General features: G+C 45.4%; 17 protein-coding genes. 12 read left to right on the top strand and 5 right to left on the bottom strand.

The genetic code is table 11. The features are described from left to right. Positions 1 to 116: 116 nt before the first annotated feature. A complete protein-coding gene (locus NYE50_RS11740; protein WP_003153729.1) occupies positions 117 to 458 on the top strand; it encodes a winged helix-turn-helix transcriptional regulator in 342 nt (113 codons plus the stop codon). A 39-nt stretch (positions 459 to 497) separates the two neighbouring features. Here the strand turns inward: NYE50_RS11740 and NYE50_RS11735 are convergent, their stop codons facing one another. Then, entirely contained in the window at positions 498 to 866 is a 369-nt protein-coding gene (locus tag NYE50_RS11735; RefSeq protein ID WP_012117758.1) for a hypothetical protein, read from the bottom strand. 52 nt (positions 867 to 918) lie between these two features. After that, a complete protein-coding gene (locus tag NYE50_RS11730; RefSeq protein ID WP_003153733.1) occupies positions 919 to 1,308 on the bottom strand; it encodes a tautomerase family protein in 390 nt (129 codons plus the stop codon). A 202-nt stretch (positions 1,309 to 1,510) separates the two neighbouring features. On the opposite strand from NYE50_RS11730, the gene NYE50_RS11725 reads away from it, so the two are divergent. Beyond that, positions 1,511 to 1,750 (top strand): hypothetical protein, encoded by a 240-nt coding sequence (locus NYE50_RS11725; RefSeq protein ID WP_003153736.1) that lies wholly within the window; start codon positions 1,511 to 1,513, stop codon positions 1,748 to 1,750. A gap of 35 nt (positions 1,751 to 1,785) precedes the next feature. On the opposite strand, the gene NYE50_RS11720 is transcribed toward NYE50_RS11725, so the two are convergent. Continuing rightward, a complete protein-coding gene (locus NYE50_RS11720; RefSeq protein WP_014418128.1) occupies positions 1,786 to 2,250 on the bottom strand; it encodes a hypothetical protein in 465 nt (154 codons plus the stop codon). A 97-nt stretch (positions 2,251 to 2,347) separates the two neighbouring features. Between NYE50_RS11720 and rarD the strand changes: the two genes are divergently transcribed. The 4 genes from rarD (at position 2,348) to bshB2 (ending at position 4,620) form a co-directional block, all read left to right on the top strand. Beyond that, a complete protein-coding gene (gene rarD / locus NYE50_RS11715) occupies positions 2,348 to 3,244 on the top strand; it encodes an EamA family transporter RarD (protein WP_012117756.1) in 897 nt (298 codons plus the stop codon). 67 nt (positions 3,245 to 3,311) lie between these two features. Continuing rightward, positions 3,312 to 3,590: a hypothetical protein gene (locus tag NYE50_RS11710; protein WP_003153742.1), complete on the top strand. Its 279-nt coding sequence runs from the start codon at positions 3,312 to 3,314 to the stop codon at positions 3,588 to 3,590. Further along, positions 3,587 to 3,937: a YojF family protein gene (locus NYE50_RS11705; RefSeq protein WP_007611980.1), complete on the top strand. Its 351-nt coding sequence runs from the start codon at positions 3,587 to 3,589 to the stop codon at positions 3,935 to 3,937. The genes NYE50_RS11710 and NYE50_RS11705 overlap by 4 nt, the downstream gene beginning before the upstream one ends. A gap of 17 nt (positions 3,938 to 3,954) precedes the next feature. Further along, on the top strand, positions 3,955 to 4,620 hold the full coding sequence (bshB2, locus tag NYE50_RS11700) for a bacillithiol biosynthesis deacetylase BshB2 (protein ID WP_159354265.1): 666 nt from the start codon (positions 3,955 to 3,957) through the stop codon (positions 4,618 to 4,620). A 26-nt stretch (positions 4,621 to 4,646) separates the two neighbouring features. Here the strand turns inward: bshB2 and NYE50_RS11695 are convergent, their stop codons facing one another. Next, positions 4,647 to 5,495 carry an STAS domain-containing protein gene (locus NYE50_RS11695; protein ID WP_159354264.1) on the bottom strand — a complete coding sequence of 283 codons (849 nt, stop codon included), beginning with the start codon at positions 5,493 to 5,495 and terminating at the stop codon, positions 4,647 to 4,649. Positions 5,496 to 5,508: 13 nt separating this feature from the next. Continuing rightward, a complete protein-coding gene (locus NYE50_RS11690; RefSeq protein ID WP_014418126.1) occupies positions 5,509 to 6,870 on the bottom strand; it encodes an MATE family efflux transporter in 1,362 nt (453 codons plus the stop codon). 277 nt (positions 6,871 to 7,147) lie between these two features. Here NYE50_RS11690 and cdaS point away from each other — a divergent pair, with 277 nt between their 5' ends. From cdaS to NYE50_RS11660, 6 genes are all read left to right on the top strand, one after another. Beyond that, entirely contained in the window at positions 7,148 to 7,774 is a 627-nt protein-coding gene (gene cdaS / locus NYE50_RS11685) for a sporulation-specific diadenylate cyclase CdaS (protein WP_014418125.1), read from the top strand. A gap of 118 nt (positions 7,775 to 7,892) precedes the next feature. Further along, a complete protein-coding gene (locus NYE50_RS11680; RefSeq protein WP_088056477.1) occupies positions 7,893 to 9,104 on the top strand; it encodes a macrolide family glycosyltransferase in 1,212 nt (403 codons plus the stop codon). 322 nt (positions 9,105 to 9,426) lie between these two features. Beyond that, complete coding sequence (locus tag NYE50_RS11675) at positions 9,427 to 10,665, top strand: C40 family peptidase (RefSeq protein ID WP_128496681.1); 1,239 nt, start codon at positions 9,427 to 9,429, stop codon at positions 10,663 to 10,665. A gap of 83 nt (positions 10,666 to 10,748) precedes the next feature. Next, positions 10,749 to 11,339: a superoxide dismutase family protein gene (locus tag NYE50_RS11670; RefSeq protein ID WP_029974251.1), complete on the top strand. Its 591-nt coding sequence runs from the start codon at positions 10,749 to 10,751 to the stop codon at positions 11,337 to 11,339. A 77-nt stretch (positions 11,340 to 11,416) separates the two neighbouring features. After that, a complete protein-coding gene (locus NYE50_RS11665; RefSeq protein ID WP_003153758.1) occupies positions 11,417 to 12,307 on the top strand; it encodes an AAA family ATPase in 891 nt (296 codons plus the stop codon). 10 nt (positions 12,308 to 12,317) lie between these two features. After that, on the top strand, positions 12,318 to 14,234 hold the full coding sequence (locus tag NYE50_RS11660; protein WP_014418121.1) for a vWA domain-containing protein: 1,917 nt from the start codon (positions 12,318 to 12,320) through the stop codon (positions 14,232 to 14,234). Positions 14,235 to 14,332 lie beyond the last annotated feature (98 nt).

Genomic DNA, 14,332 nt, shown 5'->3' with positions numbered 1-14,332 from the left:
TCGGATAAACGTGTTATCATAATAGAAAAGTTAGAAGCTTACTAAATGTAACTCGAAAACTAATTTTAATGGATCACAAAAAACTTGTCAATTCATAGATGAAGGGATGAACTCACGTGGGATATACAATGTGTCCTAAAATGGAATCCGCTTTTTCTCTTTTGGGAAAGCGCTGGAACGGCCTCATTATCCATGTACTGATGGACGGGCCGAAACGATTTAAAGATATGACCGAAACGATACCGACAATCAGCCAAAAAATGCTCGCGGAGCGGCTCAAAGAGCTGGAACAAAATGAAATCGTCGAGCGTCAGGTGCTGCCTGAAACACCTGTCAAAGTCATTTATAAACTGACTGATAAAGGCATGGCCCTGCAAGCCGTTTTTCAGGAAATGCAAAAATGGGCAGACAGTTTTTGCGAGCCCGGGGGATCTGCCAACGACACATGTGATGAATAACAAAGGCTGCCCAAGGCAGCCTTTTCTTAATAATAATGTTTACTCGTCATAAAAACCATTAATATCAAAATTGTTCAGATTGAGGTTCAAGCCTTTTAATTGCTTTAATAAAGCATCGAATGTAAGGAAATGATCATTTTTACATTCCGCCGGAACATCATTTGGAGAAAATAGTTTCATTCCTCCCTCAATCCACTGTTTCCGGTATAACTGAAATGCCGCTTCAATTAAATGATCAGGCGTTACAATAAACCCTAAGCTTACGTCATGGTCCTCGCTGTAGCCGAATTCAAACCCGCAGCAGGGGCAAATATCAAATGTTTTTTGATATTCGCCGTTATAAACGGGACTTGTCTCTAATCCTTTAAATCCGCATATCAAACAAGGGTACAACTCACTAACCAACATACATCCCTCTTTTATTCAATTTGCAATCATTCAGAACAAGCGGGGAGGCCTTTTACAGTTTCCCGGTTAAAAACTGAGCCTCACCAAGCCCGAAGCTCCAATCGGCGTTCCCGTTTTCTGTAATGGAAATCATGACGTCCTCGGGTGATATGCCGCATTCTGTTTTAAGCTGATCAGCCATCAGTTGATATAATGTTTCTTTTTGATGTTCGGTGCGCGCTTTGCTGACAATGCTGATGATGACAAGATCTTTGCTTCTTTTGAAACCGAGCCCGGTATCTTCAATGATAAGCTCATGAGGCCGATGCTGGTGAACGATCTGATAACGGTCCGTTACAGGGACGTCAAAAGCTTTAACCATGGCGTAATGGGCGGTATCCAGTAGTTTTTTTAATGCTGCGTCATCCCGGCCTTCAATAACGTCAAAACGAAGTAATGGCATATTTTATTCCCCCTGATGGTTTTTTATCATGTTGCAACTTGTAAAAAAGTATAACAGTTAATCAAAATGTAATCAAATTATAACCAAAATATTTATACGTTAATGCAATATCAGAGAGAGGCACATGTTGTTACAATCGCCCAATCAATTTCCTCATTTTATGAATACGCTTAAGAATAGGCAGACATAAAGGAGGAAAAACATGTACCCTCGTCATGCATTGTATCGCGGGAATTTCGGTCCTGCCGGATTTCCGGCGAGAAGTCCTTTTTTGTTCGGCGCTCCTTTATTCGGCGGATTTTTAGGCGGTCTTCTCGGAGGCGTAATTGCCACAGGTTTTACAAGACCCCGCTATCCGTACGGGTTCGCCGGTTACGGATACGGAGGCGTCCCATACGGCGGTTTCGGTCCGGGAGCCGGCGGTTATCCGCCATTTTATTAAAGAAAAAACGGCCTGCATCGCGCGGGCCGTTTTTTTTATCTTAAAATCTCCACTTCCGATAAATTGTAGTCTTCCTGTTTTGAAAACATAACTTCAATCATCCCGTCTTTATAGACTGCTTTTGTTCCTTTCCGTTTGACGAGGCTCGGAAGGATGATTTCTTTTTTTCCTTCTCCCAGACTGCTGTTCTCTACAACGAGGCTGTGTGACGTATGCTTAATCCTGATACGGTCGAGTTCCTCTTGTTCTGCGGGAATTTTCGCAAAAACATGATCGGATGTTTCAAACAGGTCAATTTCCGGCTTGGGCGGTTCCGCTTCGACCGGATCGGCCTTTTTGGACATTGGGTCGCGAAAAGGGAACTGTCCGGCATAACCGGCGCCGAATACGCTTTCCATCACTCGGTTGACATATGTCTCGACATCTTTCGGATCAGCATTTTTAAACGTTTCTTTAGAGAACTGATTTTGGAAGGGAAAATATCTGTTCCAATCAAACACGGCATCTCACCCTTTCTTAACGGACAACATAGTATATGCCCGCCGGAAGCATCCCGTGATATAATATAATCTGTTTACAGAAAGGAAGGGGAAGGCCGTGCAAGGGAATAACGCAAGAAAAGGAATCATTTATACCGCTTGTTCTTTCGCCATGTGGGGGCTGTTTCCGGTCTATTGGAAACTTCTTGAACAAATACCCGCATTGGACATTTTAGCTCACCGGATTTTATGGTCATTTGTTTTCATGTGTGTGCTTTTAACTGTGCTTAAGAAGTGGAAAACCGGATGGCGTGAACTGCGTCTTTTGAAATCGGAAGGGGGCCTGCTGGCGCTTTTTTTCGCTTCCGTTTTAATTTCCGTTAATTGGTTTGTGTACATATGGGCCGTCAATCACGGCTTTTTGCTTGAAGCAAGTCTCGGGTACTACATTAATCCGCTCGTTTCCGTTCTTTTGGGCATCCTATTCTTAAAAGAAAAGCTTAACAAGATGCAAACAGCAGCCGTTTCTATTGCCGGGGCGGCCGTGATCATATCTGCGTTTCAATATGGCGCGGTTCCTTATATCGCATTGCTGCTTGCATTCAGCTTCGGCCTGTACGGCTTATGTAAAAAAAGAACCCGCATGTCCAGCACGATCGGACTGACGCTGGAGACGCTTTTGATTACCCCGGCTGCACTTATTTATTTAGGATATACAGCTGACGGGAGCACTTCCGGGTCCTTGGGGGCAGGAACATGGGCGCTCCTATTTTTCGCAGGCGTATTTACGGCCCTGCCGCTGTTACTGTTTGCGGAGGGGGCAAAGCGTCTGCCGCTGTATCAAGTCGGCATTTTGCAATATATAGCGCCGACCATTACCCTTATGCTCGGCGTATTTGTGTATCATGAACCGTTTTCCGGGCAAAAAGCGTTTACCTTCATTTGTATATGGGCAGCATTGCTTTTGTTTACCTTTTCACAGATCAAATGGAAGCGGCCGATAAAAAGCCGCTAAGCCTTTCGCTTTCCAGCGATAGCTTAAATTATGTATAATCATTACGAGTATGTAAAGGAGCTGTACAATGGGCACTGATAAAGACATAGCAAAAGCCTATCAGGCACTGTGGAATAACCGCACTCTCCCGGCTTCAACTCTTGAAGAAGCGGAGAAGGCAATTGATCTTGAACTGCTTGATCAAAGAACACATCCGAGGCTCCGGAAGTCACCCGAGGAAAAGTTTGCTCTGGCGGTGCAGCGAATTGTAGATTCCCGGCTGCGGCCGATTGAGAAATATGAATTGGTTGAACTACATACGAAGCGTTTGCAATTTTTAAAAGAAGAAAGAGGGGAGCAGCTATGAAAGCGATCATAAAAGAAGATGTGCAAACTTCTTTAGAGCGATATGCCGATCGTCCTGTATATATTCATTTGGAAACAACGACCGGTTCTTATTCAGCGCATCTGAATGAGAAAAACATGACGGTTGTAGCCTATATACGCAATGCAAAAGTGACGTACCATCAGGCGAAAATCAAAGGAAACGGCCCGTACCGCGTCGGTTTGAAAACAGAAGAGGGCTGGATTTACGCAGAAGGTCTGACTGAGTATACAGTAGATGACGAAGACCGTCTGTTAATGGCAGGGCATCTGCCGGGCGGAAAATTGGCGATTTCGCTTCAAATCAGCGAAAAGCCGTTTACAGTTTAAAGAAAAGGGTGAAAATCATGAAAGAACATGTACTCGTCATCCTGCCTCACCCTGATGATGAATCATACGGAGTGGCAGGGCTGATTGCTTTACACAGACAAGAAGATATTCCCGTTACGTATGCATGCGCAACGCTTGGCGAAATGGGCCGGAACATGGGAGATCCCTTTTTCGCGAACCGTGAAACACTGCCGCTGTTAAGAAAACAAGAGCTGATCGACGCATGCAAAGCAATGGACGTTACTGACCTGAGAATGCTCGGGCTTCGTGATAAAACACTTGAATTTGAAGATGACGAGTGGCTCGCGGATATGATGGAAGAGATTATCGACGATGTAAAACCGAGTCTGATTGTCACATTCTATCCGGAGCACGGCGTCCATCCGGATCATGATGCATGCGGCGAAGCGGTCATCAGAGCGCTTTACAGAAAGAAAAAAGAGGACCGCCCGCGCACGCTTTGCATGGCAATCACCCGCAACAGGGAGGAAGCCGTCGGCAAGCCTGATGTCATTCTTGATATTAAAGAGGTTGCCGATATAAAAATGAATGCCTTAAAAGCGCACCGCACCCAAACGGAAGGCATGCTGAGAGAGCTGGAAGAAAAAATAAAAAATAACGAGCCGGTTCTTCAGACATGGTTTGAAGAAGAAGTGTATTGGACATATCCGTGGAAAGACTGATAAAAAAGGGATAAGGCTGAAATGCCTTATCCCTTTTTTTGTGCCAGATCGGAAGCGATCGCTTCCGCAAGCGAAGACCGTATTGATAAATTTGAAAAACTCAGTCCGAGCTGCACCGCGGTTTGGGCGATTTCAGGACGGATTCCGGATAATGTCGCTTTCACGCCGAGCATTCCGAGTGATTCAATTAAGGTGAAAAGCTGTTGGGCAACCATCGTATCAATCATGGCTACGCCCGATAAATCAATGTACAGCTGAGTGATGCGCTTCTCTGAACACTGGTGCAGCGTATTCTCCAAAATCATTTTGGCTCTTGCCGTGTCAATATCCCCGATCAGCGGCAGCAGTCCGACATTGTCAAAAAGCACAATTACCGGCGAGCTCAGCTCGGTGATCAATTCTTTTTGCGCTTCAAGCTGAATGTTTGTGTTTTTATACATTTCCTCTATGAAAATATGAATGACCACATCAAACGATTTGATCAGCGTATGGAATATATCTTCGGCATCTTCTTCTGTCACGGTGTCCGAATGAAGTCTGGTAAACTGCTTGACATGGCCGACATACAAATCACGAACTCTGATAAACTCGCGAATAATATAATGGATGGGAGTTTTTAAATGTTCTTTATCCCGTGCGGCTTTAAACGCCCACTTTTCCAAGGCCGTTGTATATACTTCCTTCTCTTCAGAAAAAATCCGATTGAGCTGATAATTAAACGCCAGATTTTGTTTTTTCAGATTTGTGAGTACAGCCGGGTCAGTAGAAGCATAAACAGAATCAGGATCCGTTTCATGAAGCGTATCAAACCATGTCTGACTGATGTCCTCCGCCCGTTCAGTTAAATAATCGTACAGCAGTTTATGTTTTGGCATTGCTGCTCCTCCTTTATAAAATCATCATTTTTTTCACATAACGCTTTTGCAGTTTCATCAGTCTGAAGAATAAACCGACAGCTCCTGCGGCAAGTCCTGCAATTAACCCGATCCAGTAGCCGTATGCCCCGAGGCCCGTATAAGTGCCGACTGCGTAACCGAGCGGAAGCCCGATAATCCAATACGACACAAAAGCCGCGCCGAGTGTATAGTTGACATCCTTATATCCTCTCAGAGCGCCTTGTATCGGAGCTGCTACGGCATCAGAAAGCTGGAAAAACAGCGCATAGATTAAAAAGTGCTGCGTCAACATGAGCACCGCCGGATCTGATGTATACATTCCGGCGATTTGCGGCCTGAACAGTAAAATGAAAGCCGCCGTGCATAAAGAAAAACTAAGCGCCATCACGATCCCGATATAGCTGTATGAGCGGGCATCTCTATAGCGATTTGCGCCTGCTTCAAAGCCGACTAAAATGGTCATGGCCATGGATACGCTGAGCGGCAGCATATACAAGAGGGAAGCAAAATTCATTGCCGCCTGGTGAGCTGCAATCGTCACCGTCTGAAAATGGCTCATAAGCAGTGTGACAGCCGCAAAAATGCTCGTTTCAAAAAATACCGCAAAACCGATAGGCAAACCGATTTTCAAAAGCTTTCTGCATTCAGACGGAGAAAAACGGTACAGTTTCCGAAATACAGAGTACCCGGCAAACGGCTCAAATCTGCAGACGATAAAAAAGCTGATGGCGCAAATACACCAGTAAGTCAGGGCAGAAGCGAGCCCCGCACCGACTCCGCCCAATGCCGGCATGTTGAATTTCCCGAAAATAAATACATAATTTAAAACAAAATTAATAGGCAATGAGCAAAGCGTAATAAGCATTGTGACTCGCGTTTTGCCGAGTGCATCAATAAACGAGCGCAAAACGGTGTACACAAACAAAGGAAAAATACCGAGGGATAAAAAGCCTAAAAAGTGTTTTGCGATCGTCCGGACACGAGGTTCCAGTCCCAAATGTCCCAAGATCATATCAACGGTGAAAAAGCCGATCAGGATAACCGCCGCACTGAGAACGGCCGCTACATAAACGGCCTGGATGACGGAAAACGGCACTTCCTTTTGTCTGCCGGCTCCAAACAGCTGCGAAACAACGGGCGTAACGGCCATTAATATTCCTGCAAGGCCCGTATAAACCGGCGTCCACAGGCTTGAACCGATTGCAACCCCGGCTAAATCGGCGGCGCTCACTTTTCCTGACATCACCGTATCCAAAAAGGTGATCAGGGAAAGGCCCGCCTGTGTGATTAAAATCGGAATGAAGATATGTAACAGCTGTCTGACCTTTTGGCCGATCGTGTTCGTTTCTCTCAAGTTAGGTTCCCCGTTTCTTTATTTTAACGAGAGAAATTATAACATTTTATGTATAAAAAGCAATGAAAGCCGGCCTACTCTTTTTTGTCCGGTTTCGGCTTTTTAAACATCTTGGCATAAATGAATGAAAGTGAAATGACCCCTAAAAAAGTGCAGATATATTGCATCAGCCGTGCGAATTCCATATGATGTGCGCCTCCTTTCATGATTATGGTGCACACAGCGGCGCATATCCATGCGCGCGATGCAGAAAATAAGGGAAAGGAGCTGATGTGACATGCGCCACACTCAAATGACGGAAAGCGCGTTTACCGCTGCCGTTCAAACGTATTTGAAACAAATTACGGAGGATGCCGGAATGATACTGCGGACATTGGATGAAAAAGACCAATGCCTTCTTTGCGAATTAGATGAACTGGGACATACGTTTCAGGAAATGCAGGCTGTCGCTTCGTCGTTTTACCTGCAGACATATATCGAACATTTTACGCCTTCCTATACAGAGCTGGCGAGGGCCGTGCAGCATCTGGCGGAAGAAAAACACGGAGCGCTGATTGTGATTGAACGTGCAGATCCGCTGGACGGAATAATACAAAAAGGGACCAGCCTGCATGCCGAGATCAGTGCGGCTTTAATTGAGAGTATTTTTTATCCCGGCAATCCGCTTCACGACGGAGCCGTATTGGTCAGAGAAAACCGGGTTGTATCAGCAGCCAATGTGCTTCCGCTCACAACAAAACATGTCGATCTCAAATACGGGACGCGCCACAGGGCCGCGATGGGTCTTTCGGCCGTGACTGATGCACTCGTGCTCGTTGTTTCAGAAGAAACGGGAAAAATGTCCTTTGCTAAAGACGGCGGACTGTATCCGCTTGTTTCGCCGCGGGCGCTTCATACGAAATAATAAGAAAATGGGAATATTGTACCCATTTAATATTAATAAGGTGAACATCTTTACCTTTTTCTGTATTGATGTTATCGTTTAAATATACATAAAATTTAAAAGAATAGGGAGTGGAAAGATGGCAAATGTATTGATGATCGGTTTTCCGGGAGAAGGCCATATCAATCCGTCTTTAGGCGTCGTAAAAGAACTGAAGGCAAAAGGGGAACATGTCGTATATTACGGCGTGAAGGAATATGAGAACAAAATCGCGTCAAGCGGAGCGGAATTCCGTGAATATGAAGATTTCCGAAAAGATGAATTCGGAAAAAACGCAACGGGTGATGAACAGCGGGACGCTACCGAGTTTTTACTATTAATGATTGAGACTTCCAAAAAAGCCGCTCTCCGTATTCTTGAAGAAGTAAAGGATGAATCCTACGACTACATCCTGTATGATCATCATTTTCTGGCAGGAAGGCTCGTGAGAAACCAGCTGAAACTGCCGGCATATTCACTTTGTACGACATTTGCAATGAATGAAGCATTTATTAAAGAAGTGTTTTCAAATACAAACCTTGTATCAGAGGAATCATCTCATTATCCGGCTTATACCGAAGCGGTCAGCCGGCTCAATGAAGAATTCAGCGCAGACATTAAAACGCCGTATGATATTTTCTCAAATGACGGCAGAAAAACCATCGTGTTTACTTCAAGAGCGTTTCAGCCGAAAGAAGAAGAGTTTGGCGATTCTTATCTCTTTGTCGGTCCGTCCATAACCGAAAGGGCGGCGGCTCAAGAATTCGCGTTTGAACAGCTTGAAGGAGAAAACGTCCTGTTTATTTCCATGGGCACGATTTTTAACAATCAGAAGGAATTGTTTAATAAATGCTTAAAAGCGGCCAGAAACTTTAACGGAAAAGCCGTCATGTCAATCGGCAAACATCTTGATCCGGCGGAGCTTGATGAAATTCCTGAGAATGTCATTGTAAAGCCTTATGTTCCGCAGCTTGAGATCCTGAAGAGAGCGGACTTATTTATCACTCACGGCGGAATGAACAGTACGAGCGAAGGGCTTTACTACAAAACCCCGATGATCGTCATTCCGATGGGCGCAGATCAGTTCGCCGTCGGAAGCCAAGTGGAAAACACGGGCGCGGGCAAGATGTTTAAAAAAGAAGATGTAACAGCGGAACTGCTCACTGAAGCAATAAAAGAATTGAGCGAAAATCCTGAATATCAGACAAAAGCTTCTGAAATCGGAGAATCCCTGAAAGCGGCCGGCGGAGCACAGCGTGCAGCGGAATTGATAGCAGAAGACGTGAAAACTGCCGAGACCCGGGTTCTGTAATCACAGCCGTCACCCGCTTCCTTTAAAGGAAGCGGGCTTTTTTTGATTGTTTTTCGGGAGGATTTTTCACGCCGTAAAGAGAATTGTATGAAAAACAGACAAGAAAGGTGGAATGTCGCGGAAAAAAGCCATGTTATGAAAATGATTCCAAAGTCTTTTGTGAAATGTTCTCAATTTATGTAAAATGTGTGGCATTGGTGATGATCTAAGGCCAAATGAATCGGAATTAATGTCGACTTCTGAATGAATCCTGCATAACAGGCGGCGTCCAAAGAAAAGGAACGTCCCTTTCAGCAATGATAAATAGGAGGTTTTTCGTTATATGAAGAAAAAAATCGCAGCCGGTCTGGCTGTATCTGCAGTAATGACTTCAACCTTCGCCGTGCATCCCGCTGAAGCAAAAACCATTCAAGTAAAAAGCGGCGACTCTCTTTGGAAGCTTTCCCGGCAATATCATACAAGTATTTCAGCCCTGCAGGCGGAAAATAAACTGAAATCAACGATACTCCACCCAGGACAGCGGCTGCACATTCCTGACGGCAGCGGCACACATAAAACGGGTCAAAAAGGAAAACGAAGCACGGGTGCTTACACAGTTACATACGGAGACTCATTATGGGTGATCGCAAAAAAATACAAAATGAGCGTTTCTGAGCTGAGAAGCCTGAACCGTTTGAGTTCAGATGTCATCTATCCCGGCCAGAAACTGAAAATTAAAGGGTCTGCCGGCGGCACGGACGGAGGCGGCAGACAGACAAAGCCTGATAAAGGCGCATCAGGGACTTACACTGTGAAGCCGGGTGACTCGCTGTGGAAAATCGCCAATCAAACCGGCGTCACCATCGCCGAACTGAAAAAGCTGAATCAATTAACATCAGACATGCTGTATCCGAATCAAGTGTTAAAGATCAAAGGTTCACATAACGGAAACAGCGGCACAACACCGCCATCTCATTCAAACCCTTCTGAGAAGCCATCCACTTACAAAGTAAAAGCAGGCGATTCCCTCTGGAAAATTGCTAATCGGTTCGGCATCACCGCTCAGCTCATCAGAGAAAAAAATAAATTGACAACTGATGTGCTTCAAATCGGACAAGTTCTGGTGATTAACGGAACGGGAAAAACAGAAGATCCTGTGCGGCAGCCGGATAACAAACCGGCAAAGCCAAACAAGCCGAATACTCCCGAACCTCCGGTGACAGGGTCAAAGATTGACAGAATGATAGGCGAGGCGAAAAAACATGTCGGCGTGCCTTACCGCTGGGGAGGCAATACGCCTGCGGGCTTCGATTGCAGCGGTTACATCTATTACCTTTTAAATAAGGTAAGCTCTGTTTCCCGTCTGAGCACGGCCGGATATTGGAATACGATGAAACATATCAGCCAGCCGTCAGCTGGCGACTTCGTCTTCTTTACGACATATAAAGCGGGCCCTTCTCATATGGGAATGTATTTGGGCGGAGGAGATTTTATTCACGCAAGCTCCTCCGGGGTTGAAGTTTCAAACTTAAGCAATCCGTATTGGAAAAAAGCGTATTTAGGAGCGCGCAGTTATTTTTAAAAAAAGCCTTTCGGGGCTTTTTTTTGTTTACCATTTTCACGTTTTGACAAGACTGATGGGTAAAAAAACAAGGGGGAGGAAGCATGCATCGTCTCTTGCTTTTTCTCATGCTCGCATCAATTACGCTTTGCGGCTGCGGGGGGAGACCCGCTCCCGTTCCGCCCAAAAAACATGAGGAAAGCCGCGCATTGGAAGCATCTGCATACCGTGAGCATGCCGGACTCATCAATCAAAACGGAAAAACGATCGGATATATCGAAGTGAGGGAATCTGATGATGAAGGGTCAGACATTCATATATCAGCGGGGCATCTGCCGCCCGGCACTTCTCTCGGATTTCATATTTATGAAAAAGGGACTTGTCAGGCACCTGATTTCGAATCAGCCGGGGGACCGTTCAACCCTTTGAACAAAGAACACGGCTTCAACAATCCGATGGGTCATCACGCCGGGGATCTCCCCAATCTTGAAGTGGGGGCTGACGGTAAAGTGGATGTCATTATGAACGCGCCGCAAACTTCATTAAAAGAAGGGAGCAGACTCAGCCTGCTCGACCGGGACGGAAGTGCGTTCGTCATTCATGAACATACGGACGATTATTTAACAAACCCAAGCGGAAATTCCGGAGCCAGAATCGCCTGCGCTCCCCTGACAAAAAGCGCCCGCAGGGAATGAGCCCTTTTGTATTGAGTATACAAGGGCTTTTTTAGTATACTCGGTTATGGAATACAAATGGAAAGGAAACATCACCTATGACTTCAGAATTACAGCACCTATCACTTCCGGAAGATATACAAAACAAACTGCAGGCTTATCAAAATCATCCCGTTTCCCAAGAATTCCGGGATTTAATCGGATCATCAGGCTATGAGGCCGAAGATAAAGCGATTGTATTCGATGCCGTCATCGCTTTGACAATGGGAAAAAATATCTTATTAAAAGGACCGACGGGCTCAGGGAAAACAAAATTGGCGGAAACGCTTTCGAACTATTTTCATAAACCGATGCACAGCGTCAACTGCTCCGTAGACCTTGATGCAGAAGCGCTTGTCGGCTATAAAACGATTGAAAATGAACAGGGACAGGCGACAATTGAATTCGTTCCCGGACCTGTAACAACCGCAATGAACGAGGGACATTTTTTATACATTGACGAAATCAATATGGCAAAGCCTGAAACCCTTCCGATTCTAAACGGCGTGCTTGATTACAGAAAAATGATGACAAATCCCTTTACAGGAGAAGTGATTAAGGCAAGCGAAGGATTCGGTGTTATCGCCGCGATTAATGAAGGCTACGTCGGCACCGTTCCGCTGAACGAAGCCCTTAAAAACCGTTTTGTCATCATTGATGTTCCGTATATTAAAGGAAGCCTCCTGAAACAGGTGCTGACCTCTCAGTCTGTCTTAAAAGATGAGAAATTAATTGAACGCTTTATGACGCTGTCTTCTGATTTAATCGCACAAGCGCATAACGGACAAGTGTCAGAAGAAGCGGCGTCCATCAGGGCTCTCATTGATACGTGCGACTTGGCTGCGTACATCCCGCCGAAACGGGCGATTGAAAGAGGCATCGTAGAAAAACTTGACGACGACAGGGAAAAAGCCGCTGTCAGAAATATTGCAGAAACGCTGTTCGAATGAGGGACATACAATGAAGTTTATCAAATTTAACGACAGCACGATTGATTCGTTTTTGTTCATGATGCTGACTGATCTGGCCAAAACACTGACCAGAAGCAGTGAAGTTGAAGTGGAATACGGCGTGCAGTCTTACTACAATCCCTTTGAAAAGAAAATTTACATGAGCCACTTTTGGAAAGACCGCTCAGCCGGGGATATGGAAGCCGGCCTGAAAAGCGATGTCTATTTGCGCGCTGTCGGAACACGCAGCAGCTCATTTCGGGAATTTGCGGGGTTTTTAAATGACGTTCACCGGCACTTTACCCGCCAAAGCTTTGCCAAGCAGCTGTTTATGCTGCTTGAGGATATCAGAATTGAAGAGCTGATCAAAAAAGAACGGCCGGGAACGAAACGTGTTTTTCAGAAGCGGAGGGAGATGTACAGGAAATATTTCACGACGCAGCTGACATTGAATTTAGAACGGAGCATTTTCACCGACGCTTTGTATTGCGCGATGTTTGTCAAGCTGACGGCTGAGTCTCCGCTTGAAGGCATTCCTTCCATGCATGAACATATTGATATGATGATACCGTATATTGAACGTCAGCTCATCCGGGTGTATGAGGCGGATTCTACGGAACAAATCGCAAGAATAACGGAAGACCTCATGGAAGGCCTTGATGAAGTGCTCGAGAAAGATATGCTGAACACGTACTTTTTTCTGCCGGAACTTGATTACGAAAAAGCGGCTGAAGAGCCTTTATTCGAAAGTGTAAAAAAAGCGCCTTCGTTAAGTGACGATCTCACGCTCCCTGAGTCTTCCGACGGAGATGAAGAAATCCTTGAAGAGAAAATGAATACGTGGCACCGGGAAACCGAAGCGCCGGCAAAAAGTTTCCTTCAATTTGATATTGAGCACGGCGCGAAATCAGATCTTGGGAAAGACGCGGCCAGAGAAGGCGATGACGGTGACCAGGCGCTCGGCTCCGTTCAAGGTTCCGCACGTCAGACGAAAAGAGAGGATTACTCCAAACTGGAAGCGCTTGAATCCATTCAGGATGAACATGAGGGCACGGGGCTGGCTGACGGAAAAGAAAATAAATTTGCCTTCCCGGTTTATCAAACGCCTCATAAAGCGTCTCCTGAAGAGGAGCAGTCTTATAAAGAACAGGCAAAAACGATAGAATCATATCAAAAACGCCTGAAGCAGATGATACAAAAAACACTTGAGCACAAAAAAACGCTCCCGCGGACCGACCTTCACGCAGGCCGGCTGAATCGCAAACTGATCCGTTATTTTACGGAGCGGAACCCGCGCCTTTTCTATAAAAAGCAGGACCCATCTTCAGACATTGACGCCGTTTTTACATTGCTTGTCGATTGTTCGGCCAGCATGTTCGACAAAATGGATGAAACAAAAAGAGGGATCGTTCTTTTTCATGAAGCCTTGAAATCAGTGTCCGTACCGCATCAGATCGTCGGATTTTGGGAGGATACGAACGAAGCGACCGAAACGAGCCAGCCGAATTTCTTCAATACCGTCATTCCGTTTGAAGAGTCGCTGCTGCAGGCGGCGGGTCCGCTGATCATGCAACTTGCGCCTGAAGAAGATAACAGAGACGGATACGCCATCAGACAAATGACGAAACAGCTGATGCGGCGGAGTGAGGCGCAAAAATTTTTAATCGTGTTTTCAGACGGAGAGCCGGCAGCATTCGGATACGAACAAAACGGCATCGTCGATACGAGCGAGGCTGTCATCGAAGCGAGAAAAAAAGGGATAGAAGTCATAAATGTTTTTCTGTCCAATACTGCGATAGAAGAATCACAGATGAAAACCATTCAGGATATGTACGGAAAGTACAGTATTTTTGTTCCGGATGTCGATCAGCTGCCCGATGTGCTGTATCCGCTCTTGAAAAAACTGCTTCATAAAAGCATAGGATAGGCTTTTTCCTATGCTTTTTCGCTTTTTATTTTAAAATGATTTAATTTTTTCGGTATTGATCTGTTTTTTTTACTATTTTGTGAACAATCAAGGTAGAA

The organism is Bacillus sp. EU55 (assembly GCF_038005925.1).
Classification (GTDB): Bacteria; Bacillota; Bacilli; order Bacillales; family Bacillaceae; genus Bacillus; species Bacillus velezensis.
This window is presented reverse-complemented; position numbering and strand designations above follow the sequence as displayed.

Excerpts from the sequence above, each read along its gene's own strand:
- NYE50_RS11680 (WP_088056477.1), top strand. The coding sequence starts at position 7,893 with ATGGCAAATGTATTGATGATCGGTTTTCCGGGAGAAGGCCATATCAAT.
- NYE50_RS11695 (WP_159354264.1), bottom strand. The coding sequence starts at position 5,495 with ATGCCAAAACATAAACTGCTGTACGATTATTTAACTGAACGGGCGGAG.
- NYE50_RS11735 (WP_012117758.1), bottom strand. The coding sequence starts at position 866 with ATGTTGGTTAGTGAGTTGTACCCTTGTTTGATATGCGGATTTAAAGGA.
- NYE50_RS11705 (WP_007611980.1), top strand. The coding sequence starts at position 3,587 with ATGAAAGCGATCATAAAAGAAGATGTGCAAACTTCTTTAGAGCGATAT.
- NYE50_RS11670 (WP_029974251.1), top strand. The coding sequence starts at position 10,749 with ATGCATCGTCTCTTGCTTTTTCTCATGCTCGCATCAATTACGCTTTGC.
- NYE50_RS11665 (WP_003153758.1), top strand. The coding sequence starts at position 11,417 with ATGACTTCAGAATTACAGCACCTATCACTTCCGGAAGATATACAAAAC.
- NYE50_RS11660 (WP_014418121.1), top strand. The coding sequence starts at position 12,318 with ATGAAGTTTATCAAATTTAACGACAGCACGATTGATTCGTTTTTGTTC.
- NYE50_RS11675 (WP_128496681.1), top strand. The coding sequence starts at position 9,427 with ATGAAGAAAAAAATCGCAGCCGGTCTGGCTGTATCTGCAGTAATGACT.
- cdaS (WP_014418125.1), top strand. The coding sequence starts at position 7,148 with ATGCGCCACACTCAAATGACGGAAAGCGCGTTTACCGCTGCCGTTCAA.
- NYE50_RS11730 (WP_003153733.1), bottom strand. The coding sequence starts at position 1,308 with ATGCCATTACTTCGTTTTGACGTTATTGAAGGCCGGGATGACGCAGCA.
- NYE50_RS11725 (WP_003153736.1), top strand. The coding sequence starts at position 1,511 with ATGTACCCTCGTCATGCATTGTATCGCGGGAATTTCGGTCCTGCCGGA.
- bshB2 (WP_159354265.1), top strand. The coding sequence starts at position 3,955 with ATGAAAGAACATGTACTCGTCATCCTGCCTCACCCTGATGATGAATCA.
- NYE50_RS11710 (WP_003153742.1), top strand. The coding sequence starts at position 3,312 with ATGGGCACTGATAAAGACATAGCAAAAGCCTATCAGGCACTGTGGAAT.